Genomic DNA, 24,753 nt, shown 5'->3' on the forward strand with positions numbered 1-24,753 from the left:
TGAGAATTGGCTAATTGTTCAGCGTCTCCTTAGCAATTTCGATCAGCTCAAGGTCTTCTGAAATCATTTTATTCACCGGTTGCTGAGAAATTCCCCGCCGTAAAAACACACTCTCCTGCTCCAATGCCAAGCCCATTCCTTGCAGAGCATCACACAGCTCGGCCAACTCGCTGGGCATGCCCAACGATCGAAGTCGACTTACCGCATCCTGATAGTTCGCTAAGTTGTCCTGCCAAATCCGTTGATTGCCATACAGCCTCAACCGCTCCTGCCAATCCGGCATTAACCAGAGTTTGCACGTGTCCCCAATGAGCTCATAGAGTCGAGCGAAGTTCTGAAGCCCAATACCGTCGTAATCGGGGAAAAGGATTACCTGTGAAGCCCGCGGTCTCTCGGCCAACCAGTACAGCAGCAGGCCGCTCAGCTGTCCGGAGTAGTAGCACAAGGTGCCGCTCGCATCGGCGGGCAGCCAGCTGATATCGTCGAACAGGGCTTGGTTCTCGATCAGCCACAAGGGCGCAGCCGTGTGCCAATCATCGCCGCTCTGCACAGCCAAAGCGGCAGCCCCGCAGGTCTGCGTCAGCTGCGATACATCGAGTAGTTGGCCCTTGCCATCACGCCAGTACTGCCCGTCGTTTACGGCTTTAAGCAGCAGGTACTGTACCGAGTGCCGCGCACTACCACTTTTACTGTCACGGTTCCGCGACATGTTGAGGGCGCGCTGCGGGATCACACTGGCCGCATTTTCCGTGTGTCCCGGCCTTAGCTGAGCAAGGTGGGCCTGAACCTGTTCTAGGGCGGCAATCTGATACAGACTGCCGCGACCACTAACTGACAACCGCACCGCCAGGGTTCTCCGAGCGAACTCCTCCAGCGCTCCGCGCTGGGCAGCTGTCAGTTGGCTGGCAGCCAGCCTACCGCCAGCAACAAGCAGCTTTTCCAGTGCATCGGCCAGTGAACGGCTCACGCACCAGCTCCCGCCACGCGCGGCTCCAACTCCTGCCAATTCTTGCGGCTGACGTGATTGTGTCCGCCGTGGCGAGTGATTGGTACGCAGTAACGAACGGTTGCCAGTGGCGCGGGAGAGGCGAAGATAAGCGCAAAACCGAACTCAGCAGCTGTGTCGATCAAGCTCGTCTGGTTTGGCCCATCAAGCGCCAGCGCCTCATCCAAGTAGCAGGCAGCCCGAACCGAATAGCGCTTGTCCTGCATCTGGTGCAGTAGCGCCAGCCCCGTTACCAACTTTGCCATCAGCACCGTGCCGTTGGAGGCAGCGCCATCAATATCAGCAAAGGCCTCAGGTTTCTGGCCCTCTTTGCCGACGATGAAGCTCAGACGAAACAGATGCTCAACAGCCAGACCGCCTCGGGCATCACCCTCTCGGATTAGCAGGGCCTTTGCCCGTGTGAGACTCTCATCATCGAGCACACTTCCGTGGTCGAACAGCTCAAAGCTCTGGCCAGAATCCACCTGCTCCGCTGTGCTGATGAGCGCCTCGATCGCCCAGACCAGCTCCTGCTCGTCTTCAGGCTCGATCTTGAATACCGACAGGTCAGACAACCGACGCCGGCCGATCAGCTGGTTGAATTGGCGCATCTTGGCCTTGAAATCGTTCAGGCTGCCTCGCAATTGCCGCAGGCACGCCGTGACGTTGACCACCGCTGTGCGCGCCTTACGCTCGATGGCCTCGAACTCTTGGGGCAGATGCCGGCCAAACTCGATCATCAGGCGGATCTCTTCGTCAGGATCGTCGGCCGTCTGGAACTTGGTCAAACCATCCGCATGCAGCTCGGCGAGCAACCCACGTACATCAGTTTCAAGGCTCAGCAGCCGGCGGCAGTCCTGCTGATACTCTCGCAGGTGCTCGGCCAACTGCTCAATAGCCAGCTCTGCAGCCCCAACCCACGTGTGATGCGGCAGATCAGCCAGATAGCTGAAGATAGGGTCACCATCACTGCGCCGATCGCGGCCAGTACAGATCTCCCCGTGCTGGCCGTCGAGTTCATCCTGCTGCTTACGTATGCCATCCAGCTGTTCTCGAAGACGCTGCACCTCGGCATGGACTCCTCTCAGCTTGGCCTCCAAATCAGCCAAGACGCTCCGGCAGTCCAACAGAGATCGCTCGCGCTCAGCTCCGCGCTCGCGCAAGCTGGCGAGCTCGTCAAAGGCTTCCAGCTCGCGCAGGGCCTGCTGGTAGTCATGCTCTCGTTCAAGCTTGAGTGCCTCAGCGGCCCGAATTTGCTCCGCAGCCTGTAGCTGCTCATCGACCTGAGCCAGCTGGCGCTGAAGGTCAGACAACTCCTGATCAATCTCTTCAGCGCTGCGCTGACGGTGCTGGTCGGGCAGGTCAGCCAACTGCAGATCCAGTCCCGGCAGTTCAAGGCGGCCAGCCTGGCTGAGCCATTTCTCAAGGCTTTGATGCAGTTGCTCGCCGTTGAGACGGAAGCCGCTCTCCGGCAGCGTCATAACCTCCCGTGCGAACAGCCGGTTCAGGGCAGCCAGCTGCTCCGCGTTCAACTCCCGCTGCAGATGCTGATAGAGGTTGCCCGTCAGGCTTGCTCTTTCGCGACTGAGCCGCTGCACGTCCTGCGTAACCCTGTTGCGATCGCGAACAATCTCATTGGGGCTTCGACCCTGTACTCCGGCAACGAGCGCAACCTGGGCCTCGTAGACTGCACGCGCATGCTCGATGCTACGCTCCAGCGTCTCGCGTCGGTCGATCAGCGCGAACCGGCGCTCCAGTTCAGCCTGCCGCTCATCCTCGCGCTTCAGCGCAGCCTCAGTCTGCAGGCTGCGCTCACGGGCAGCAGACCACTCTACCCGGTCATGTTGCAGCTGCTCTTCGGCTTGCTCGATGCCGGCGCGGGTCTGTTGCAGGTCAGCTGAGCGAGACTGGTAATAGCTCTGCCAGTCCTGCAGCGCCTGATCGATCAGCGGACGGAGGTGAAACAACTTGCCGCGCAACTGCAAGCGCTCCTCATACAGCGTTTCGAGGCGGCCGATCCGTTCCAGCTGCTTTTGGGCAGCTTGGTACTGCTCTCGGTCGGCATTTACATCGGCGAAAGCTTTGTCCCACTCCTGCTTGAAGTCGATGCCCGCGTCCGAAAGATCTCGGTGAAAGATCTGCAACAGGTAGTCCTTCACCTCCTTGGATTGCAGCTTGTCCAAGCGCAGAGTTCGGGTGAGCACCCGCTGGAATACTTCAGCGTGGCGGGCCTGTTCCAGGCGGAAAATTGTGAAGTCACCGTTTTCTCCCCGCCCCCGCCGACTGTTGCCATACACCATGCTGGTGAACTCGCTACCGCTATAGCGTTGGGCGAGCAAGCCGCGAGTGGCTAAATGACTCAGCAGCTGCGGTTGTGCCACCAGACAGCCGTCATCGCGCCGGTAATCGTCGAGGTTCAGTTGGCCACGGTAAGCGAAGTACTCGTAGTCGTTGCTGACACCCTTGCCAACACATCCAAGCACCACACTGCCTGAATCGGGCAGCAGAACCTCCAGTAGGATGTAGGCGCTGTTGTTGGGGAAATAGAAGCGCCGACTGCGCTCTACATCGTGTGGACCAAAGTCCATACGACGCCGGTCGATGATCAGCAGGAACTGTAGGGCATTGATCAGACTGGTCTTGCCGGTATTGTTCGGAGCCACCAGCGATACAGACGCATCCAAAGGTAACTCTGCGCGCTCGTAGCCTGCACTGTTAAGCAGCACCAGCCGTTGAAATCCATAATCCATCATGCTGGCTCATCCTCTTCACTGGTCTCGATGGCCTCGGTCACATCAACACCTTCTTCAAGCTCGTCGTTCTGCTCCCCGGCCAGCTTCACAAAATGGTCCAGATACCTCCAGACGGCAGGTAGTAGCCGCCAACCTCCGGCAGCTGACTCAGCAAAACCATACGCGCACGCACGATCGAGCAGTCCTACGAGCGACTCTTCCTCTAGCCCCTCTGCCAAAAGCAAGTCGTGGCCACGCTCCAGCAACTTTGCCAGCACAGCGCGATCAATGATCCAGTCACCGAATCGGTGCAGGTGCATCCCCTCGTCGGCCTTCAACTCGAACAGCAGCATGAACAACAGAGCCAGCTGGCGTGTGGTGCGGCTGACGTTGCTGCTCGCATTGTCGAAGTGGAACCAGGCAAACCCGCGCCTATCCACGTGCAGTGTGAAGCCAAGACGCCCGAAAAGCGCCTGGTACTGCTCCTGCTCTTTCTCGAGCTCAGCCCACAGAACGGGCTCTGCAATATGATTCAGGTGCTTGCCCGCATTGAACAAATCAAACAGCGGGCCAAGGCTCGGCAAACGGCCCAGATGAAGTGTGGCTGCTTGATTCATCGTGCGGGTATTCCATGAGGGTAGTGAGTGACGCGCAGCCGATTAAGGTCAGTACTGAGCTTCTGGTCGTCCTGCTGAAACTCCCACTCCAGCTCCCTAACAAGCTCGTGGTAAAGGCGCAGGACAGTGGCATCATCCAGGTAGGCGTAGTTCGTCCGTATCCAGTCAAGCAGGCTAGGCACAGGGCCACTGGCAGCCAGGCGCTCGCGCAGCTCGACACCATCGACGAACTGCAGCTCTGTTGCTGACTCAGCTGGAGCTTCATCGGGGAAGGCCTGACTCACAGGCTCATATGCCAGGGCCTCAGCCATGATGGTGAGCACCTCATCGCCAACCGTTACCCGCCGGGGACGCTCTGCGCGCCAGACAGGGAAGTCAGGTTGGCGGAATGTCCGCGACAAGCCTCGCTTTCGCACCTGTCCGAGTAGTTGGCTGACGGCAGCAGACAGGCTGTTATGCCGCCTGAGCTCTTCACGCAATGGTAAAAGCGTATCGCTGCACTGCTTCAGCACCTCCCGGCCAAGCCGACGAAGCTCTTTGACCTGAAAGCCGGCCTGACGTACCAGCATACGCAAGGTGTAAAGCGCCCCCTGAACAGCGAGCTTCTCCTGGCAGTAGTCAATCTGCCGTTCTGCATCCTCCAGCAATCGGTAAAAGCTGCCCGACGGGCCGCTGTCCATCATTTCCGCCATCGGCTCGATGTAATCATCATAGGCCTGCAGCACTTGACGGTAACGGCGCTCGGCCGGCACATGCGCCTCAGTGCTCTTGGCTTTCTCGGCGATTTCGAGAATGGCGTGGCGATCCTGATCCAGCTGCTGGGCTATCTGGCGGAACAACTCAATAAGCTGTACGGCGCACTGGCGCAGCAGATCCAGGTCATTACCCTCGATTGCCTCATTCAGGCGCTCTGTAGCATCACGAATTCCTTGCACTCGGGCCTGGAGCACTGCAGATAGCCCAAGCTCATGCTCCCTGTTCAGACCACGGACGAATTCAAGCACCAAGGGATTGAGCTGCAGCAGCTCATCCCTGGGGAGCACGCGAAGAATTTCGGTGTTGATCAGCGCTCGCAGAACATTCTCACGGGCGTCTCGCGGCATGCCTGGATCAACCTTACTGATCAGCGCCAGCACTTGCTCTGATTCAAATGCTGGAATCTCTCGAGTGCGCTGTACCAGCCACTCGACCACCGGCCAGTGGCTATAAAGGGCGAATACCAGAGAGCGTGGATTAGCCATGTGCTTAGCTATTCCACAATCGCCTTCAACAACGCATCCCGTGCATCCTGATAAAACTGGATATCGATCTTGGTCGCCATGTCGTCTGACAGGTCATACAGCTGACGCCTCGCCGTAACAGGCATGAGCAGTGCGCTCGCGCCCTTCTCAACCGCAAGCTCAGCGATATTTACTGCGTTGCTGATGGGCTCAATAGAGCCGCCCAAATTGATCTCGCCGACAACGATCAGTCCGCCTTTAACTGATTTTTTCAGCAGGCTGCTGCACATGGCGATCAATGCTGCCATGCCCAGCTTGGAACCTCGTTTTGCGGCATCAAATGCCCGCAGCTGGATGGAGAACTCATGGGAGCGCGGATCACGATCACCTATAAGTTGCACAGCGCGTGAATACAGGTTCTGCTCGGCATAGCGCACTGACTCCTTAAACGCAGCCGGTGCGGGATTGTTGAGAATCTTCACCCCGGAGCCTGGTCCACCGTTAACTTCGATACGGTACAGACCAGCATTGTCATCAATGTCAGCGCCGCCTTCACTGATAGCCCAGATCTGGCCTGGCTCCAGCGGATCGTCACCAATCTCGTTGTCAGCTCTGAGTTCGGGCGTGGCAACAAACTTCTCGACGCCATCGTCACCGATGAAGTAGCTGAAATGGGTGTTACGGAACTCGGCAGCCCCTACCCGCTTCTGCTGCTCTTTTACGCGGCGGCGCACTTCAAGGCCCAAACGGGTTGCCCACTCCAGATCCTCGTCGGAGACGGGCATATCCTGGTTGGGGTACATCAGTTTGAGCAGACCAGAAACCGTTTTGTTAACGGCATTCGTATCACGGCCGCTAAGGGCACCGCCCAGGTGAACGCGGTTTTGCATCGCTGACACGCGGCTCTCGAATCTAAGTCGGCTCATGCATTCCGAGAAGAAGTCACTAACCAAACCAAAGTGGTCCGTGGTCAGATCCTTGTTCATCTTCGGTACATCCCAGCCCGGGAGGTAACAGTGGATGCGATCCATCCAGGCTGTGTCGTCACGCATCTCAGCTGGCAGCGGGCCAAAGAGGTGGCCAACTCGTTGCTGGTGCTCGACATCCACATCGAAGTTGCCGACAAACACCATGGAACCATCAGCACGGATGCTTTCCTTGCCACGGCTGAACTCACCGGACTCCATGTAGCCCTTCATAATGTTGATCCCTTCCTTGGTATCGAAGGAGATCCCGCTAACCTCGTCAAAACAGACCACATCGTACTGGCAGACCAGACCGCGCTGCCCGCTGGCGTTGTTGACGAACATCTTGGCAATGGTCGCCTTGCCGCCCGAAATCAGGTGCGCATAAGGCGATACCTGCTGGAACAGGTGACTCTTACCAGTACCACGCGGCCCCAGCTCGACCATGTTGTAGTTGCGCTCCACGAAGGGCACCATCCGAAGCAGGATGGCATCCTTGGCACGCTGGGTCAGTGCATTGGATTCCAGGCCAATGGATCGCACCAGAAAGTCGCGCCACTCCGCGCTACTGAAGTTACTGCGGGCCTCCGCCAGAATATCCAGAACATTGCGCTTGGACATCTGGATCGGCCGCAGCTCTGAGATGCCAAAGGCGTTGCCCTTCTCCTCGGCAATCACACTGTCGTATTCCAGGGTGACCTCGGCATAAAAGCCACCGGTCAACAGCCGCTCGTTGTCATCAACAATCTTGTCGGGGATGCGCACCCGATTCAGATTCAGGCTAGGCAGGCTGGCCAGGTAACCACCCTCTTTTTCCACGAACCGCACGCTGACAATATCGATCAGCTTGGCCGAGCCATCCTTGTAGGCCCGAGCTTTGAATAGCTCCTCCTCGCCGGCGCGCACAGTGCGAGAGGCCAGCTGGCGCTGCACAATCTCAAGCCCCTCTTCGATCTCTTGAGGGTCGGTCGAGGCGCAATAGCGGCCCAGCATAAATTCGACCACATAGGTCGGTACCGGAAACTGGCGGGCAAAGGTTCGCACCAGATCCTTTCGGACCAGGTAACCCTCAAAGGCTGTTGCGGCCTTGTGGTCCAGCGTATCCATTTCCACTTATTCGTCTCCTACCAGTGTCGGCTTCTTCGTCAGCACGTTACCTTGATCATCCAGCAGCACCAGAACCGCTGAGCTGCCCTCAAACTGGTCATCTACTAACAAGCTGCATTTGCCCTCTTTGAGCGGCTTGCGCTTGGTTATTTCAGAGTCCGGATCAGCTGGGTGAGTCCTCAGCACTGCCAATACGCCCTCAGCCGTGGTTTCAGCCTGAATCTTGCAGGTGAGGCCCAACCAACGAATATCTGACAGCGCCGCGGTCACCGCAGATACGGCCGTGACTGCCTTGGTATTGCGAATCTGAATCACCGGCGTCATGCACTCCTGCAAGCTCAGGCCACCGTGGTCATAGTTTTGACCGGCCTTGAAGCTGCAGACGCCAGGCGCCATGGCGATGCTGACTGCACTATTCCAATACCAGCCCACTTGCTGATAGCCCGAGTCCACAGAATCCTTGATCACCGCACAACGACCCCAGCGCGTTTCGGTCAGGTGCTTGGGTAAGTCGACTTTCGACATCGGCCTTGGCGTCAGTATCCAACCGTGGTCAGTCACAATTCGAATCTTGCGCCAACCCGCAGCAATCAGTTCCTCGGCACGCTCGACGACCTCGTCGAGTAAGGTATCGATGCGTGCTGCGAGCTTCAGGCCCTTAACATGGCCTTCCTTATCAATGTCACCACTTTGCAGCCAGGCATTCGAAGCCGGATCACCCGACTCCCCCTCTTCCAGATACTGCCAGCCTTTCTCTTCGAGGAACTTGCGCAGGTAGTAGGAAGAAAAATCCTTGTCGTCATCTGCAAGGCTCGGCTCAAAGTCCCGGTCCGTTACCCGGCCGGTCAGGCGATCATGCACAGGGGTTACCGCTGCTTTGGCCGTTGCCGTCACTGAGGGCAATGCTGCCCAGTTCGAGTCCAGCTGAATTTCGCCCAGACCTTGCAGCTTGGCAGTTAAGCGTTGCGCCGTATCAAAGCGCAGGCCATCAACAAAAAATACTGCCTCACCTGCCACGGCATACTCCGCCGTGGCCTCGTTCACCTGATCAATGCCTGGGTAGCCCTTGCTACGCACAAGGCTCTGGAAGTTGCGCGTAACGCCGTCCAACCAGGGGGTGTAGATCAAATCCAGAAGACTTTGCACCAATACCTGTTGGCCAGATGAAAGCGGATAGGCCAATGCGCGAAGAGCATGATCATCTGCACGCCAATAGCAGTCGCGATACTGGCTCGCCATTTCCTCAGGATCAGTACCAGAAAACGTGTTGGAGGTGGCTTTAGCGATCTCGGCCAAATGCGCCAACACCCCTGCCAGAGGAGCCATAGCCAGGGCATGCCATACCCAGTTACGGCGCTCCGCATGATGGCTCTCAAGCTGAACGATGCTCAGACGCGCTTTCGCCGGATCAAGCTGCAACAGTCCGTTTAGATCACGTTCAAGCTGCTGCTCTTCAATGGCGTTGATCGAAGGGTAACTGGCACCGTTGGCCGCCAAATCTGCCTGCACCTTCAATAGCAGCTGCGGCAATTGAGGGTAATGCGTGCATGACTCCAAAAAGCGTTGCCAAACACCCTCCCAGACACCCTGACGCTGGCATAGCAGCTCAGCTGCCGTAAGTTCGCCATCCAGCTCTGGATTGAAGTGGTACTCGGTTTCGCATATACCGACCAAGGCTTGCCATCGGGAAGACTCCCAGCGTTCACGACAGGCCTGGCTGTCGTTCATCCAGCTGAGCAGGTCACGCACAGGGTCGCTGCTGACCAGCTTGTTAAAGTCCGCCGCTTCCAGACGTCGATTGCTCAAGTCATCGCGTTCGCTTTCGAGAATCTCAGGCAATACACGCAACATGACCTGCTGGGTTTTCTCATCCTTGGCCACATCAAGCCCGGCACCGCCGTTACTGGAGACCAGGAAGGCATTCACCGTCCAGTCACGCCCCGCATTGCTATAGATCCACCAACAGCCCCGGTACTGCAATTCAGCCAGCGGCTTGAGCGAATCAGGGCAGGCAGCAATGGCGCGTAAATCACGCCTTTCAAAGCCTGGTAGATAGACAATAGGCGTCCGGCCAGCTGGCAACCCAACATCAGGCAAGACGCCCTCGACCACACATTTAATCCAGATTGCCGGACCCGTTTTGCGTTCAGGTGCATAGTTGCCCAGCACGATCAGTTCCGGCAGAGCAGCCTGCAACATGGGTAATGCCGACTCCCACTGACGCAACTTGTCAGTCCAGAGAATGACATTGGGCGCGGCTTGCACGTTTGAGTTGTAAGCGGCACTGGCGCGGACTTCATCGGCCAGCAAATCAATCAGTTTCATGGCGCATCCAGGTCTTCATTCGGTTCGTGGTCATTGCGGCTCAGTCTTTCGGCGGCAATTCCAGCGGATACTTCGCCATCACCTCTGCCACCAACTGATCCGTGCGTGCCTTGAGCTTATCCACGGTCCAGCTGGTCTCATTGGCCAACGCCTGGTTCAAGTGCAGGCCATTGTTGTAGCCCACCTTGCGCCCTTGGCTATCCAGCCGGCTTTGTTTTTCGGCAAAACTCTTGTTACCCAGAGCGCTGTTGTAGCCAGAAATGGTTAGGTTCCCCAGGCAGTGGGCGTAGGTTTGGCGCTGTTGTTCCGCTAGCGCAGCGTCGCCGTTGGCGATCATCTGTACCCAGGTATCGGGGATGTTTTCACCCTGCGGGAAAATGTGCTCGATCGTCCAAACATACTGCTTGCCTTTCAAGGCCCAGAGATCAACCCGGGTCTCAAGGGTCATACGACTTTCTTCAAGAGCGCAAAGCACAAAGCGGCAAACGGCCTTGTTGTCTTCATAGACAGGTCCCTTAAGGCTCTTCTCAAACTGCTCGTCACTGGCGCTTTCGCCTGTCAGGCGTTGCTGGATATGGCTGACCACTGCCTGGCCTTTTAACGCCAGCACTGTCTCGGCCACATCCATAAAAATCCGCGTCAGGTCTCGGGTAGGCGGCAGGTCGGTGGTGTTGCGCCGCACAAAGAAGGCGATGAGGAAATGCACCACCTGCTCCAGGTGCTCCTGCTCAAGCTCCAGGGTGTCCTTACGCTCAAACAGCACCATCAACAACAGATAGGCTGCGGCCCCTTGGATACGATCCAGCGACAACAGCAGACCGGATAGCTTTGGCTGCTCAGGTACGGCGCGGTAACCCACGATCTGAGCGTAATGGGCAGAGAGCCGGATCATTGCCTGCAGGAAGCTCTCAGCATCATGGGCGATCAGCTTCTCGTACACCTGCATCAGGTTGGACTTGGTCGCCACCGGCACCGAGACGATGTCCTTCAAATCAGGCTTGAAGGCGTTGTAGTACTGACGGAAGAATCGCTCCTGCACCGCATAGTCATCACCCAGGGCATCGATGACTTTCTTCCAGCGGTTGTAGTGCTTGTCGATGCTGCCCGAGTCCTTCGCTTCAAGCACAGCCAGTAGCTTGTTCTTGATCAGATCAATAGCCGTCAACGGCACGCCACGATTGTTCAGCGATTCAAACAGGGTGTAGGCATCCGAATGACCGGCCACCTCGATCTTGACCAGGGTGGCGGTGTTCACTTTGTCCAGCAGAGCTTGCAAGCCCGCGACTGGCTCACTGAGCTCTTGCAGATACTGCTCAATACGCCACAGAAAGTGCCGGTAGGCTTTCAGCACACGGCGGTTACCTGCGTGCTGCACCTGCTCCACATCGTCCAAAATCCCGGCTTTGCCGAGCACCGCGAAGTAATCCTGCTGATTGTTGTTCTGCACCTGGGGGATCAATCGTGGCTGGTCTGACTTTCTCTTCAGCACCAGCTTGTGCTTGAGGTTATACAGCTCAATCTGCTGCTCCATGCCCAGGTTGGGCAGCACCCTGAAGCTTTGGTAGATCGCAGCTAGCAACAGCGACAAAGTAGTCATGCGTTGCTGACCATCCACCAGCTCCAGGCTTTGTACTGACAAAGCGTCTTGTGACTGATTGATGCAAATGATCGAGCCAAGAAAGTAATTCGGCTCGTTCTCCAGCAAATCGTCGAACAGCGCATCCCACTGCGCCCGACTCCAGGTGTACTCACGTTGGTAGCGCGGGATGGCATAAACCACCCCACTCTCGATATCGAGCAGGGTGGAGACCGGGTAGTTGAAGACGGATTTGATCATCGCGCACTATTCACTTTTCGAAACTCCTTTTCAGCAGTCAACTAACCACCTCAACTGCACCACAGAACAAGCCACGGATAGTTGTCCAGAACGGAGCATAATGCCCCTCAGCGTCCTTAAGCAGATACCCTTCAACAAACCTACTCAGCTCTTCGTTACTCAGGTCTTCATCCAAAAATGGGGCAATTGCCGCAGAACGCAGACTGATGAGTTTGGGAATATCAAGCCCAAGATGTTGAATCGTTGCCAATGCAGCAGCGTCATCTGCGCTCGGGTGAATACGGCCATCAGCTGTGTATGAAAAACGCGCCTCACTGTCCGGTGACATAGGCGATACCAGCAAGTGAGAATCAAACCAGTCCCCTTTCAGATTACCGCAATGGCGCGGCACCCCCTTGTCCAGCCGGTTCTGGCAGGAGCAAAGCAGGTTTGCGTAATCAAGCGGATCTACGTCGGCCAGATGCTGCGGCTTGAAGTGCTCAATATGCGAGTCATCATCGCTAAGCTGGCGCTCGCAGTAGCAGCAGAGATAGCCCTGCTCTTGCATTAGCGAGGTCTTAACTGCTTGCTTTTCTGCCCCCCTAAGATCGTCATAGGTTGGTGTCCAGTTTGGATTCTCAAGCGCTTTCCAAGCGGAAAAAACGTCTGGTTCAAGCCTCTTTACAATGTGTTTCATTTGCCGATCAGCTCCATGCGCTTGATCAGCACAGACGCTTTGACCAAAGCTGGGTCAGCTCCAATTTTTTCATGCAGGGCCGCCAGCTCAGCCTTAGCTTTCTTAAGATCCCCCTGCTGGATAAGATCGTGCAGCTGTTGCAAGTCATGGTGAACAGCATCAGGCCTGGTGGTCTCAAGCCCCATAATGTCCTCAAGGATGCGATCTACACTTTTACCGTAGGACTCGGCGACAGCAACAACCTCCAAGGCACCACCTTCCATTTTCAATAGATGCAAGTGCTCCGGTTGAATATGAGTGATCACGTGCGGTGAATGGGTCGATACCAGAAACTGGCAATTCGGAAATACTTCACGCAAACGGGGAATTAGCATCCGCTGCCATTTGGGGTGAAGGTGCAGATCGATCTCATCGATCAGGATGACACCATCACCTTCTAGCGGGTTCTTACGCACCGGGTTAGCAATCGCCAGTCGACGCGCCAGGTCGCCAACCATCGCCATGAGACACTTTTCACCATCTGACAACTGGTTGACAGTCAAGCGTTGGCCTTGTTTTTCAACCTCCATGCGCAAGGGCTTACGCCTTACTGTGAGGTTACTGAAGTCCGGCATGAAGATCGACAACGCCCCTCGAACGGCCTCTAACTGGGGGTCCGGAAAGGCATATCCCTCAGGTTTGATCAGGTCATCCTGATAGCGGCGATTCTCATTTTCCAGATCCTCCCGCTCACGGAACCACTCAAAAAAAGTTCGAAAATTGGCTCCACTGGTCAATGCGCCATCGTAGGCATCTAGCAAGCTAAATTGGTGCTTGTTGCGAATCCGCAGAGGGATATCCAATACAGCTCGGTTGACTGGGTAATATGCCAGTACTGGGACATTTACCTCACCCAGACTGTCGGAAATCATAGTTTGGTAGTGTTTGGCGCGTTCTGTCGCACTAATCAAGATAGACATGTGGTCTTTACGACTGTAGCCGGAACGCGCTTTAGCTAGACTCCAGCTAAAATAGCTTTCATCATGGCAAACTATCTCGATAGTTGCTGCTGAACTTCCATTACGAATATCCGTCTCCCCAATAGGGCGGCCAGATGCCGAAGCCGAACGTATTCTGTTTACCAGCCAAGACAACATAATCGCCGCAGCATCGAGAATGCTAGATTTACCGGAGCCGTTCATCCCGACAAATACATTCAAGTGCTCGTCGAGGCTGACCGAAAGGCTCTCAGCACCCCTAAAGTTCAATAGCTTAAGTTCTGAAACGTGCATTTAGAGGCTCCAAGTCCATCCGGTCGTAACTACTTCGGACTTTATCATCTATTCCTCGCGGCACGCTTATCAGCCAAGCTCAGGTGATGGTCGTTGATGCGTGCGCCTTCACCTTCGCCGTATTGCAGGCCGAGGGTGTACCAGGGGGCGGATTCGACGTCTTTGCCGCGGTCTTTGGTCCATTTGATATTGGGCGCCCAGCGCAGGATGCCGGCGCCTTTTTTGCTGACATCACGGGCGTAAAGGAACGGGCGGATGTTCAGGCGCACGCCATCGTTGAGGTCGGGGGTCCAGCCGATAGGCTGTTCAGCCAAAGGCTTCCAGCGGACGAAGATGTCGTAGGGCTTTTCGCCTTCGAGGATGGCTTCCAGCTCTTTCTTCAAAGCTTCGGCGGCGGCGAGGCGTTCCTGGGCGCCGTCTTCGCCGTTGGCCAGGCCTGCTTGCTGGGTGCGAATCCAATCGCCTAGGTAGGTGTAGATCAGGCGCTCCAGGCCCGCTTTGTCGAGCTTGTGGTAGTTGACCAGGACGCTGAAGCCGTCCTTGAGGCCGTCCCAGATATGCCAAATAAAGGGCCGGTGTTGGAACAGCTTACAGTGCTGCTCGAAGAACTTGTCGCGCAGCCAGAGGCTAATGGACTTGCTGCCAACGGCATCGAGCAGGCGGTTTTTCAGTGGAGTGGTCCAGGCGTCGCCGTAAGCGGCTTGCAGCAGGGCTTCCAGGCGCTGGTCGGCGGCCTTTTCACCGCGCACCGGCGGCAGGCAGACAATGCCGTCGTCATCGACAAAATCGGCCAGTGCCTGGCAACGATTGACCCATTCGCGCTGTTCAGCAGCCAGTTCCATCTCCGGGTCCAGCTCTGCTGGCCAGCGGTAGCCGAGCAGGCGGGCGACGGCAACTTGCAGCACGCTATCATCGACACGCGGTTCGCCGTGGGCGGTCCATTTGCTGTCTTCGTTCCAGATCACCGAACCACAGGGGTGGCCGTGGAAGATCCATTGCGTGGGGTCGTTGGTGTAGGGCTGGGGAAGGCCGTGAGGGTATTGTTCTTCGGCGACTTTTGTCCAGCGTTCAAGATTAAATGGAACCTTGACCAGAGTCCCATTAGCCACAATTACGTTTTGATCGACCTCTCTGACACGATCATGAAACTCTGATGATGAGCAGAACGCATATATAGCTACTAATGTCCTAATGTCCTTCGGGACAATGGCCGCCATAGATTTATCGTAGCGATTCCCTAGAAATATTGAGCTACGCAGACCTCTCATTAGTGCGATCGAAATACCTTTCTTGTTCCAGGCTTGCTGACCACTCTGATCTTGATTGTGAATTCGCTCTCGGTAGAGCTTGTCCATCCCTCTAATTCTGTTGACTTCATGATCCCAGGCCACTAACAACGACAAGCCGTCAAATACAGCACCATCATTCTGGGAAGACGAATGTAAAAAGTCCCAACCAGCCTGTTTAACACTAAACTCCCAGAAGCAACGACCAAACTGCTCAAAGCCGCCAGTCCCCAAACCCAGAAAGCTATCAGCATACTCAGACAACAGTCTCTCTTCTTGAAGAACGTCCAAGCTCACTCTCGCATCCGGATTCTCCAACTGCCTCCCCTGCTCCACACTCTTCACTTCATCCGTCAACAACCCCGCCGCCTTCTCCGCCGCCGTGCGCGGTTCGGACACATCCACCCCGCGAATCCAATTGCCCTGCTCGCCACTGTGCAGCAGATCCGCCGACTGGCCTGCGGCATTGCCACGGCTCAGGGTAATCAGAGCTACGAAGGCCCCCGCAGCTGCTGAGGACTCAAATGCTCCTTCCCCCATACGGGCAATCAAATGCCAGCTATCGTTCTGCAACAGCTTTTCGCGGAACTTGCGGTAGCTGGTGAGGAACAGCCAGTTCTGCGGCAGCACAATACTGGCGGTACCGCCCTGCTCACAGAACTCCAGGCAACGGTCGAGAAACACCGTAGCCAGATCGTTTTTGCCTTCGGGGTAATAGGTTTCGCAGTAGTCCTTCAGGGTGTCGTGCTGCTTGCCGCGTGCCAGGTAAGGCACGTTGGTGATAACCCATGTGTATTGGCCAGCCAGCAGTTCAGCGGCCTTGGCCAAGCCTTGGGCGACAATGCCGGCCTCCAGGCGATTAGTCAGGGCGGCGATTTCGCCATCGGCCTGACCTTGCTGATTGGCCTGGTCCTGAGTCAGAGCCTCGCCCAGCAGTTGCTGCAGTTCGCTCCACTGGGCAATTTGCGCGGCCTTGCTGCGGCGCGGGTTAATCAGGCTGCCGAGCACCGGTGCATCCTTAAAGGTCTGGTACATCCAGTCCAGGGCAATGGTCAGGTTCTGTTTGCCGGCCTTGCGGCTGAGTTCTTTCCACTCATCGCGGGCAGCAGCGATGGACAGGCCACTGCAGGCCATGTGCAGTTCGGGTAGTGTGCGATAGCCACCGGCATCGGGGTAACGCCAGGCTTCCAAAGCCACAGCAAAGGCGGCCAGCTCAACGCAGCGCTGGTCCAGCTCCAGGCCGTGGAGGTTTTCGCTGAGTACCTTGTCGATGGCTTGGCGGGCGTTGAGCTGCTCGGCCTGCATGCGCATGGGTACGAGCATCAGAAAGGCAGCAACCAGGAAGTGGCCGGAGCCGCAGCAGGGGTCGAGGGTTTTCAGCTCGCTCAGTTGCTGCGGCCAGCTGTCGAAGGTGCCGGAGGCTGGCTGCCATTGCTGGGTTGCCTCATCCTTTACAAAACGCAGGTAGCTCAGCGGTACGCCGGGAATGGCGGCTTTTTCGCGCAACTCCTGTTCGCTTTGGGCGGCTAGCCAATCGTGGCCGGTGAGGCGTTGACCGGCCCACCAGGCCCCCAAGCTGTTATCCAGCAGGAAGCTGACCATGTAGGGTTCGGTAAAGAGCTGGGTGACGGGTGAGAGTTCATCAGCGCCGATCTTGACCTCTGACCTGTTCACCTCATCTTTGCGTTTGCTTTGCCAGAACTGGTAGACCCAGCCGAGGCTGTCCTGAGCCTGGAAGGTCTCTGCGGCCAGGCCGGTAACCAGCCTTTCAAGCTCGCGCTGGTGCTCGGGGGCAAACTCCAGGGCAAATACCGGCGAGTCGATACGGAAGATTTGCGGCAGCATTTTCGAGGCCAGCACGCCGGCCAGCTCCCAGCCGCTGTTGCAGCGGCGCTCCAGCTCATCACGCAGGGTGTCCGGGTCTTGCACCAGCTCGTTGCATTCAGCCAGAGTCAGCGGGGTGTGCTCGTCGTACATCAGCAGATGGTTCTGCTCCAGAAAACGGGCGAACAACATGCGGTGCCAATGCTCGTAGGCAACTTCGGTGATCAGCTTATTCAGGCTTTGCTGGCCGTTGGCCTGTTTGCTGTCACCTAGCTGGCGGCCGTGGGCGCGCAGACCTGTACGCAGCTGGCGTTGCTGGTCATTGAGGTAGTCCGCCGCTTTGGCCTCCCCCACGCTCAGGCGGGTAAGCGCCTGGCTGGCGGCCGTTTCGGCGATGTCACGGGCTTTGACGACGGTAGCTTCCAGCGCACGGCGCAGGGCTTTGTCGAGGGGCTGGCGGTGTGTGGCTTGGCTCATCAGAAGGTCACCGGTCCGTCGTTGAGTTTGCTGAGAATCTGTTGTTTGACTTCGGCCAGCCAGGCATCGATATCGGCTTCGCTTTCAAAAGTTTTGCGCGGCAAGTTGATGCGCTGCAGCTTGGGTTGCAGCAGTTCGGCGGCTTCCAGGCGAGCGCTGTCGAACTTGCTGGCGAGGGAGTCGGTGCGATCGGTCCACTGCTCCAAACTGACCTCGCTGAGGCTGTCAAGAATCGCCTCAGCATCATTCAGCGTGGGTTGTTCCAGGGTCAGCAGCTTGCGTTTTTCCAGGATGGCGCGTTGTTGCTGATCATTCAGTTGCTGCCAGTGGCTATCGGCTTGCAGCTGATCCAAGCAGTCGGCATGGCGTTCCAAGTAAGCCTGAACGTGAAACTGGATAGCATCACGCAGTTTGCTGACCAGCTGCTGGATCAGCGCGGTGGCCGGGTTCGGCTCATCGAGCAACGAGCGTTGCTGGCTAATCGCATCGGCTTCGGCCTGAATGGGCGAGTGGAAGGCCAAGCCACGGCTGGCGTCGAGCAGACTGGTCAGCAGCGTCCAGTCACCACGGCGAGCGTCAATACGCTTGGCGGTGTCGGCCCAGTCCTTGATGGCCTGCTTGATCGCGTCCTGCTCATCCAGTACCTGCTTGAGCTGGGCATTGCCGGATTGGCGGGCCAGTTCGTCAAAGACCTTGGTATCTGGCACTGCCGGGAATGGCGCAGGCCCACCGGCGCGCTTGGCCAGCTCACGCCCCTTCTCGGCCAGGAGGGGCAGTTTGTTGGCCTCTTCCCCCGGCTGGCACTCGATACCACTGCTGCTGAGCACACCACGGATCTTGATCATGTCCACCGGGCGGATGGTGATGCTTTCCGGACGGAAGCTGGCCTGGGTGATCTGCTTGCGATCAAGACTGCTGGCGGTGACCGGGTTGTTGCGGCTATCGGCGGCGATCAGGATGCCGCTGGAAAGCAGCACATAGAGCGCACCGTCAATGGCATCCTGTGGCCAGCCATAGGGCGCGGCCAGGAAGTGCTCGCGGATTTCACTGCCCTTTTTCGAGACACCAATAAAGCGCTTGATCGCGGCACACACGGGATGTTGCTCGGCATCGCCACTGTAGCCGAGCAGTTCCAACGCGTTCTGGCCACCGTCTTTGCTGGCACGCTCATAGACCTTGCCCCAGGCTGGATGGTCAGCCTGGTCGAACTCGCGGTAAAGCCTTACCAGTGAGGCCTTAGCGGCGCTTTCGACGCGGTCGCTGATGCTGTTGCCGTCCACCTCGTTGCCGCCGGCTTGCAGCACCTGTACGCCTTCGAAAATTTCTCGCAGCAGGGCTTGCACCTGTTTCTGGGCATCGCGGTGGCGGGTTTCCATGGCGCTGCGGGCGTCTTTGCCGGCATCGGTATTGGGGATGCCGCGCTTGTCCAGGGTGGCCTGGGCGGCGTGTTCGGCAGTAATGGCGTTGGTCAGCTCGGAACGGTTGCGTGCCGGCACATAGATAAAGATAGTAGGCTCGCTGGGGTTGCGGCTGCGGGCCTCGGTCATAAAGCTTTTTTCATCCAGCGCCCAGCCATCCTGCACCCAGGCGTAAATCTTGTCGCTGGCGTCTTTTGGCAGCTCGGGGTCAAAGCAGGGAATGACCTGGCGGGGTTCGTTGCATTTGCCCTGGGTCAGGCGCACCTGGGCGATCTGTCGGCGCAGTTCCTTGTGCAGCAGATCCACGCGGATGTTTTCGACCCGTTGCAAGTTGCCGCGCAGATCGGCCTCTTCCTGACGGAGGGTGTCGTACCACTGGGCGCTTTCCTGGGTTTGCAGGCGGTATTCGGTGCCGGTGCTGGTTTGCATGGGCATGACCAGCCCCTCCTCGGCCAGCTCCTGCAGTAGCTTGGGTACCTGGGTGCGGATGGTGTCTTTGCCCTGGTTAAGGTCATCAATCAGCAGGTCGCCGAGCATGTCGGCGGTGGCGCGCACGCCACAGTCTGCGGTCGGGTCGGTGGGCAGTTTGCCGATCAGTAGCACCAGGGAGAGGATGCGGGACTTGAGTTTATCGTCGGCATCACCGGCTGACAGTCGGCCAATGATTTCGGCGATTTCTTTGGAGATGACCCCGGTCTGTAGCAGGTTGACCGAGATCTGGTTGTAGATAAAGTCCGCAGCAACCACGTGGCCCAGGGGCTGATCGGCCGTGGCCTGGGCCGCCTCATGGATGACCTTGAGCTGGTTACGCAGCTGCGAGGCGGTGCCGGTGGTATCGACAATACGCAGGACCTTTTCCCAAAAGCGCCGGCGCACCGGCAGCAGCGGGTAATCGGCCAGCATGACCTTTTCATCGTCGCGGTGGTGCTCGATCTTGGTGCCGCGAAGCTGCCGGGAGATTTCGCCCAGGTGAGCGTTCATGACCTGCTCCAGCTGCGGGCGGGCAGAGGCTTTCTTGCGCAGGATGACCTTGCGGATCACCGATTCAACGTCGGTATCCGACAGTTGCACGGGAATCTGGAAGCGCCCGAGCAGGCGCTGCAGGTTAGCCATGCCCGAGAGCGCACTCTGGCCGGTGGCAACAAAGAGCATCTTGCTTTTGAATTTGGAGCTCTTGCAGCAGGTTTCGACGACTTCCTGTACCTGGTGGGCCTTTTCCGAGTCCGAGCCGACGTACTGCTGCACCTCATCGAGCACCACCAGTGTCAGCGGGAACTGGCCGTCCTTCACTAGGGCGTCATAGATGGCGTCGACCATCTGCTGGTTGGTCACATCCTGCACATTGGGGTACTGCTCGCGCAGCAACTGGCGCACCTGTTTGACGTCATCGCCAAGGGTGCTGTCGATAGCCAGCAAGGCACGTGAAATGCTGCTGGAAACGTAGAGGTCTTCCAGCTCGTCATCCCAGTTGTCGCCTGCTGCTTCAACGTGGGCTTTAACCTGATCGAAAATGCCCTGCTTATGCAGCCACAGCACAAAGCGCGCCTGGTGGTACTGCTCCGGCAGGCCAGCGGACTTGAAGACGATATTCAGCAGGGCCAGGCGCACATTGTTGTTGGCGCCGGCACCTAAAGTACCCGATGCGGCGTGCAGGCCACCGTGGCGCTTGGCTTGGATGCTTAGCTCCTTGAAATGGTCCTTGATCTCCTGGGGCAGATCGGCGATGTCGCGAGCTGCTACGCCATCACTGAACTCCTGGTTGGTCCAAAGAGCACGAAGCATTTTAGCCAGGTGTGATTTACCCGAACCGAAGAAACCAGAGATCCACACGCCGGGCTGTTCGTGCCCGTCACCCAGGTTGCGCAGATAAGCGGAGAGGATTTTATCGAGACCCGCCTGGTATTCGCCGTCACAGACAAAGGTCTGCAATTCGTAGCGCAGGGTTTTCAGGGCCTGCTGGGACTGGTCGTCTTTGACCTCGGCAACACCGTTGTTTTCCAGTCGGTTCTGTTGCGGGTCTAGGTCGTAAATCTCGCGGTTCAACATCCTGGGCGTACTCCCTGTGCGCATTGGCGCTATTCAATTCAAAACGGCAATGTGTGCCGGTATTCAGTTGTCTGCAGTAATGGCGGTGGCCTGATAGCCCCAGCCATCGCGGGCATCCAGCAGGCGGTAGGTGTTGTTGACGTACTCGCCGGGGAATAGCACCAACAAGCGCCCCGGCACATGCTCGGCCAGCTGTTTGACGAAATCGGAGACCGAGGCAAACCCGAATAGGGTGCCGCAGCCAACCAAGGCCACCAGAGTGTTGCTGTCGGCCTGATCCTTGATGCGCTCAGCCAAGTCCGTTACCGACTGGCGAGCGAAGGTTTTGTATTTCGGGGTGAGGCTGTCCGGGTCTTCGAAATAGTCTTCGCGGTACTTTTGCTGTGCCATCCAGTCTGGAAACAACCGAGTGATGTCCAGCTCCAGCCATGGGTGGCCGGCACTTTCGGTAGCCAGCCGAAACTCTTCGATACGGGCACGCAGCCTGAGCTCGTCTTCCTTGTGATAGACGGCAAAAAGCACCCGCTGCTCGTTGGCCAGACCGCTGATCCACGGCAGGCTGATGTGGTTGCTGTAACTTTTCAGCAGACGGTTTAGGCGGTTACTCATGCAGCCAGCCCTCCTCTTCCTTGGTCAGGTAGTCGGGGAAGGTGACTTCCACGACCTCACTGGAGTGTTTGAAATTCAACAGACCGCTGTAACTGGCCTGACGGGCCAGCTCTAGCAAGCGCTCCAGGCGGCAGCCAAACAGCTTGGTCCATTCGGTGTTGAACAGGCGGTTGCCACTGGCGCCTTGCAGGTAGCCAAGAAACAGTGCAAAGGCGACGTTGACCGGATGAATATCGGGCTCGGTACGGTGTTTTTTACTGCGACCTTGTAAGAAGCCCGCATTGGTCCAGGTACCGTTCACGTTCTGAGCCAAGGACTTGAGCATGGCCGGGCTGTAGCGATCAGGAAACTGCTCTTCGAAAGCTTGCTCCATCTCTTCACGCGGCAGCAGCTGGCCTGGGGCCAATCCCATGATTTTGTTTTGCGAGAGTCGCAGCAGTGGATCGCGAGCGAGGGCCATTTGGCAGGTCAATAAAGCACGCGCACGCTCATCGCTCTCCCACAGGCGGCGGAAGGTACGAAAGAGCACGACCTCCTTATCCATGGCGTACAAATCGACCAAATGGCGCCATGTCAATTTGCGGGCTTTTTCAGTGGGCTTATGCAGAACATTAAAGAGCTCAATATCCTCCTGGTACTGCGCTGCGCTGGCATCAACGCCACGGCCATGAAACAGCTCGGTCACTTCAGCCAGCATCATGGTGCGTGCCGAGTGCGCGCCGTTGCGGCCAAATTTGAAACCAAACTTCTGCTGTGCAGTCATGAATGGACTGTCTCCAGGCTAAAACCGGGGGCAATGGCGAGGTTGACCTGCTTGGCGACACCGTTAGGATCGCGCAGTGCCAGTTGGTACTCATCTGGATTCAGACGGGCATCAGGACTGCAATCGACGCCCCAGCGGCGCAAGAGGTAGCCAGCAGTAGCAGCCCGTACAGATACATGGATGGATTGGCCTGCTTTCAACCCATAGTCCAGCTCAATGGCGCGGGCATAACGAGCGTTGGGATGCGGTACCAACTCCAAATCCACTTCATGATTCCATTCTTTATCCTGCTCTCTGGCCTCAACCGCTTCGTCTATTCCGCCGGGCACCTCATCGCTGGAGGTGATGCGGGTTAGTACAAAGTCGCGAAACTGCGCATGAGTCCTGCAGTACGCTCTGACATGCCAGCGCAGACCTGTATTGACGAGGCTGTGTGGAACGATTTCTCGGCTGGCTTCTCCGCTACTGACTGACACATAACTGATCCTCAACGCTTTGCCGGCATAAATGGCTCTAGATACCGAAGCCAGCGTCTCAAGATCGGGCTGATTCAGGGTAGGAGCAGCGTCAACCACAATGACTTGAGCGCAAGCTTCTAAGCCGACACCTTGGCCCAGGGTCAGAGTTTGCAGCGTGTGGTCACAGTCGTAGGTGAAAAGCGGCTTAAACACCGAAGTACGCCGATACACCTTTTCGCGATGGTCATAGTCGAGATTTGCCGGTGCTAACTGCCGGTAAAGAGTGAAATCGCGTGTTGCGTTAGACCGTGCGATTCCAAAACGCTGCACCAGATCTTGCCGGCTCACCTGCCCACGAAAACGCACCAGAAAGTCGATCTGCCACAGTCGTTCGCGCTGATTAGGCGAAGCGTCTTTTAGCGCGATATCGGGCATACGAGGGGGCCTATTCCAAATGGGTCAAGCAATCCTGCTAAAAATGATGATAACTAAGTGAGACACAGCGAACCAGTAGCATTTTCGCAATGCGCATCAGGCATTTATTAGCAACTGAGGCATGTATGGCCCCTTTTCCCCATCGACCGTCAATTCAGCACAGACAGCCATGATCAGCGACTCACTCATCCCACACTCCATCGTTATCCTGATCCCTATCAATGCCGTCGGCCGACTCGTCCCACAGGCCATCGTTATCGAGGTCACGATCAATCCCGCCGGCGTCATGGTCCCAGCTGCCATCATTGTCGACATCCCGATCAATGCCTCCGGCGCCATGATCCCAAGTCCCATCGTTATCCAAATCGCGGTCAATGCCGCCCTTGTCGTAATCCCACGTGCCGTCGTTATCGACATCCCGGTCGATGCCGCCGCGGTTGTAATCCCAGAGTCCGTCGTTATCCAGGTCTCGGTCCTGAGCCTGGGCACTGACCAGCAAGAACACCGCCAATCCAGCGGCCAGCCATTGCAGGGCATCACTTTTCGTTCTGCGACTCATGGTCTTGCTCCCTATCAGGACCCGGGATAGCGCGCCCAGATGCGTTCATCCTCAGCCACATTTGAGCTGTAATCCCCGCAATAGGTACGCGGTACCCACTCGATGTCATGCGCCAGTTGCTCGATCACCTCGCGTAACTCCAACGACTCCAGCCAGCGCTCGGGAATGGCATCAGGCCCCAACTGGATACCCAGCAGGTTGCCGGCAATCAGACCCGTGCTGTCGCTGTCGCCGGTGTGATTGACCGCCCAGCAGATACCTTCCTCCAGACTGTTGGCCATCAGGGCACACCACAGACCAATGCCCAAGGCTTCTTCGGCCACCCAACCGCCACCCATCACGGCAATCCCTTCGGGCGTAGGCGCGATACCGGCCTCACTCTGGCGCAGGGCGTACTCGACCATCTCACGGGTTTCCGCCATGCCCGGTTTCTGGCCATGTTCGGCCAGGCTCTGGCGGATGGCGTCTTTCAGGTCGCAACCTTGCTCGAAGATCCGCTGCAGAATGTCGGCAAACAGGCCCGCTGCCAGATATCCACTGGGATGGGCATGGGTCAGGTGTGCGTTTTCGACCGCCAACTCGAAGGCTTGCGGGAAGAACGCATGCGGTGCTACACGCATCACGCCACCGCAGCCCTTGCTGTCATTGCTGGCCTTGTCGCCAAACGCCTGGCTGGCGCCCAGCGCACTCATGCAGGTCATGCCCGGCGCGCGGCTCGACCACAGGTCTTTTACACCGATTAGCCAGCCATCCTGCGTGACCTCAGCCTTTGGTTTGCCGCCCTGGGTGATGTACCAGCGCAGCAGCGCATGATGGATGACTGAAGGCGGATGGCAGATACCGCGTGCACTTTGCCGAACCCAGGCTCGCAACAGGCCCTCGGCGGTAAAGAGCATCATCTGGGTATCGTCGGTGACGGCGCCCAGCTTGCCGAATGCAGGGGTAAAATCCCGAATGCCCCGCTCGCCGAATTTCTGCCGGATGCTCGGCCAATCCATGAACTCCACCGCCGCGCCCAAAGCATCGCCAGCCGCACCGGCCAGCAGGCAACCGCGAATTCGATCCAGTTGATTCATCTTCACGCCCCTCCAATCAGGAACCGCACATCCAACTTGTGTACTGGACTAGCTACAGCCCCCGGAC

The 24,753-nt window shown here is 57.4% G+C and carries 16 protein-coding genes; all 16 read right to left on the reverse strand.

The window, feature by feature from the left end; genetic code table 11:
• Positions 1-10 precede the first annotated feature (10 nt).
• The 16 genes from QMX85_RS09060 to QMX85_RS09135 all read right to left on the reverse strand — a co-directional run bounded on the left by QMX85_RS09060 (position 11) and on the right by QMX85_RS09135 (position 24,686).
• Complete coding sequence (locus QMX85_RS09060) at positions 11-967, reverse strand: hypothetical protein (protein WP_282340003.1); 957 nt, start codon at positions 965-967, stop codon at positions 11-13.
• Complete coding sequence (locus tag QMX85_RS09065) at positions 964-3,738, reverse strand: hypothetical protein (RefSeq protein ID WP_282340004.1); 2,775 nt, start codon at positions 3,736-3,738, stop codon at positions 964-966. The genes QMX85_RS09060 and QMX85_RS09065 overlap by 4 nt, the downstream gene beginning before the upstream one ends.
• Entirely contained in the window at positions 3,735-4,334 is a 600-nt protein-coding gene (locus QMX85_RS09070) for a hypothetical protein (protein WP_282340006.1), read from the reverse strand. Before QMX85_RS09070 ends, QMX85_RS09065 begins: the two co-directional genes overlap by 4 nt.
• Positions 4,331-5,575 (reverse strand): hypothetical protein, encoded by a 1,245-nt coding sequence (locus tag QMX85_RS09075; protein WP_282340008.1) that lies wholly within the window; start codon positions 5,573-5,575, stop codon positions 4,331-4,333. The genes QMX85_RS09070 and QMX85_RS09075 overlap by 4 nt, the downstream gene beginning before the upstream one ends.
• An 8-nt stretch (positions 5,576-5,583) precedes the next feature.
• Entirely contained in the window at positions 5,584-7,626 is a 2,043-nt protein-coding gene (gene brxL, locus QMX85_RS09080; protein WP_282340010.1) for a protease Lon-related BREX system protein BrxL, read from the reverse strand.
• Positions 7,627-7,632: 6 nt separating this feature from the next.
• Positions 7,633-9,951, reverse strand: a complete 2,319-nt coding sequence (gene pglZ / locus QMX85_RS09085) for a BREX-1 system phosphatase PglZ type B (protein WP_282340012.1) — start codon at positions 9,949-9,951, stop codon at positions 7,633-7,635.
• Positions 9,952-9,991: 40 nt separating this feature from the next.
• Positions 9,992-11,788: a DUF262 domain-containing protein gene (locus QMX85_RS09090; RefSeq protein ID WP_282340013.1), complete on the reverse strand. Its 1,797-nt coding sequence runs from the start codon at positions 11,786-11,788 to the stop codon at positions 9,992-9,994.
• Positions 11,789-11,825: 37 nt separating this feature from the next.
• The gene (locus QMX85_RS09095; protein WP_282340014.1) at positions 11,826-12,464 is read right to left on the reverse strand and encodes a retron system putative HNH endonuclease; all 639 of its coding nucleotides are present in this window, start codon (positions 12,462-12,464) and stop codon (positions 11,826-11,828) included.
• Positions 12,461-13,735: an AAA family ATPase gene (locus QMX85_RS09100; RefSeq protein ID WP_282340015.1), complete on the reverse strand. Its 1,275-nt coding sequence runs from the start codon at positions 13,733-13,735 to the stop codon at positions 12,461-12,463. Before QMX85_RS09100 ends, QMX85_RS09095 begins: the two co-directional genes overlap by 4 nt.
• 44 nt (positions 13,736-13,779) lie before the next feature.
• Positions 13,780-17,322, reverse strand: coding sequence for an N-6 DNA methylase (locus QMX85_RS09105; RefSeq protein WP_282340017.1), 3,543 nt, complete (start codon positions 17,320-17,322; stop codon positions 13,780-13,782).
• Entirely contained in the window at positions 17,322-20,786 is a 3,465-nt protein-coding gene (brxC, locus tag QMX85_RS09110; protein WP_059319043.1) for a BREX system P-loop protein BrxC, read from the reverse strand. Before brxC ends, QMX85_RS09105 begins: the two co-directional genes overlap by 1 nt.
• 63 nt (positions 20,787-20,849) lie before the next feature.
• A complete protein-coding gene (locus QMX85_RS09115; RefSeq protein ID WP_023127677.1) occupies positions 20,850-21,395 on the reverse strand; it encodes a BREX protein BrxB domain-containing protein in 546 nt (181 codons plus the stop codon).
• Positions 21,388-22,158, reverse strand: a complete 771-nt coding sequence (locus tag QMX85_RS09120; protein ID WP_282340023.1) for a hypothetical protein — start codon at positions 22,156-22,158, stop codon at positions 21,388-21,390. The genes QMX85_RS09115 and QMX85_RS09120 overlap by 8 nt, the downstream gene beginning before the upstream one ends.
• Positions 22,155-23,051 (reverse strand): WYL domain-containing protein, encoded by an 897-nt coding sequence (locus QMX85_RS09125; protein ID WP_282340026.1) that lies wholly within the window; start codon positions 23,049-23,051, stop codon positions 22,155-22,157. The genes QMX85_RS09120 and QMX85_RS09125 overlap by 4 nt, the downstream gene beginning before the upstream one ends.
• Positions 23,052-23,232: 181 nt before the next feature.
• A complete protein-coding gene (locus QMX85_RS09130) occupies positions 23,233-23,610 on the reverse strand; it encodes a hypothetical protein (protein WP_023127674.1) in 378 nt (125 codons plus the stop codon).
• A gap of 14 nt (positions 23,611-23,624) precedes the next feature.
• On the reverse strand, positions 23,625-24,686 hold the full coding sequence (locus QMX85_RS09135) for an ADP-ribosylglycohydrolase family protein (RefSeq protein WP_059319039.1): 1,062 nt from the start codon (positions 24,684-24,686) through the stop codon (positions 23,625-23,627).
• Between the last annotated feature and the right edge of the window lie 67 nt (positions 24,687-24,753).

Origin of the sequence: Pseudomonas sp. PS02288 (assembly GCF_029959715.1) — a bacterium.
In the GTDB taxonomy this organism is placed as follows: Bacteria; Pseudomonadota; Gammaproteobacteria; order Pseudomonadales; family Pseudomonadaceae; genus Pseudomonas_O; species Pseudomonas_O kuykendallii.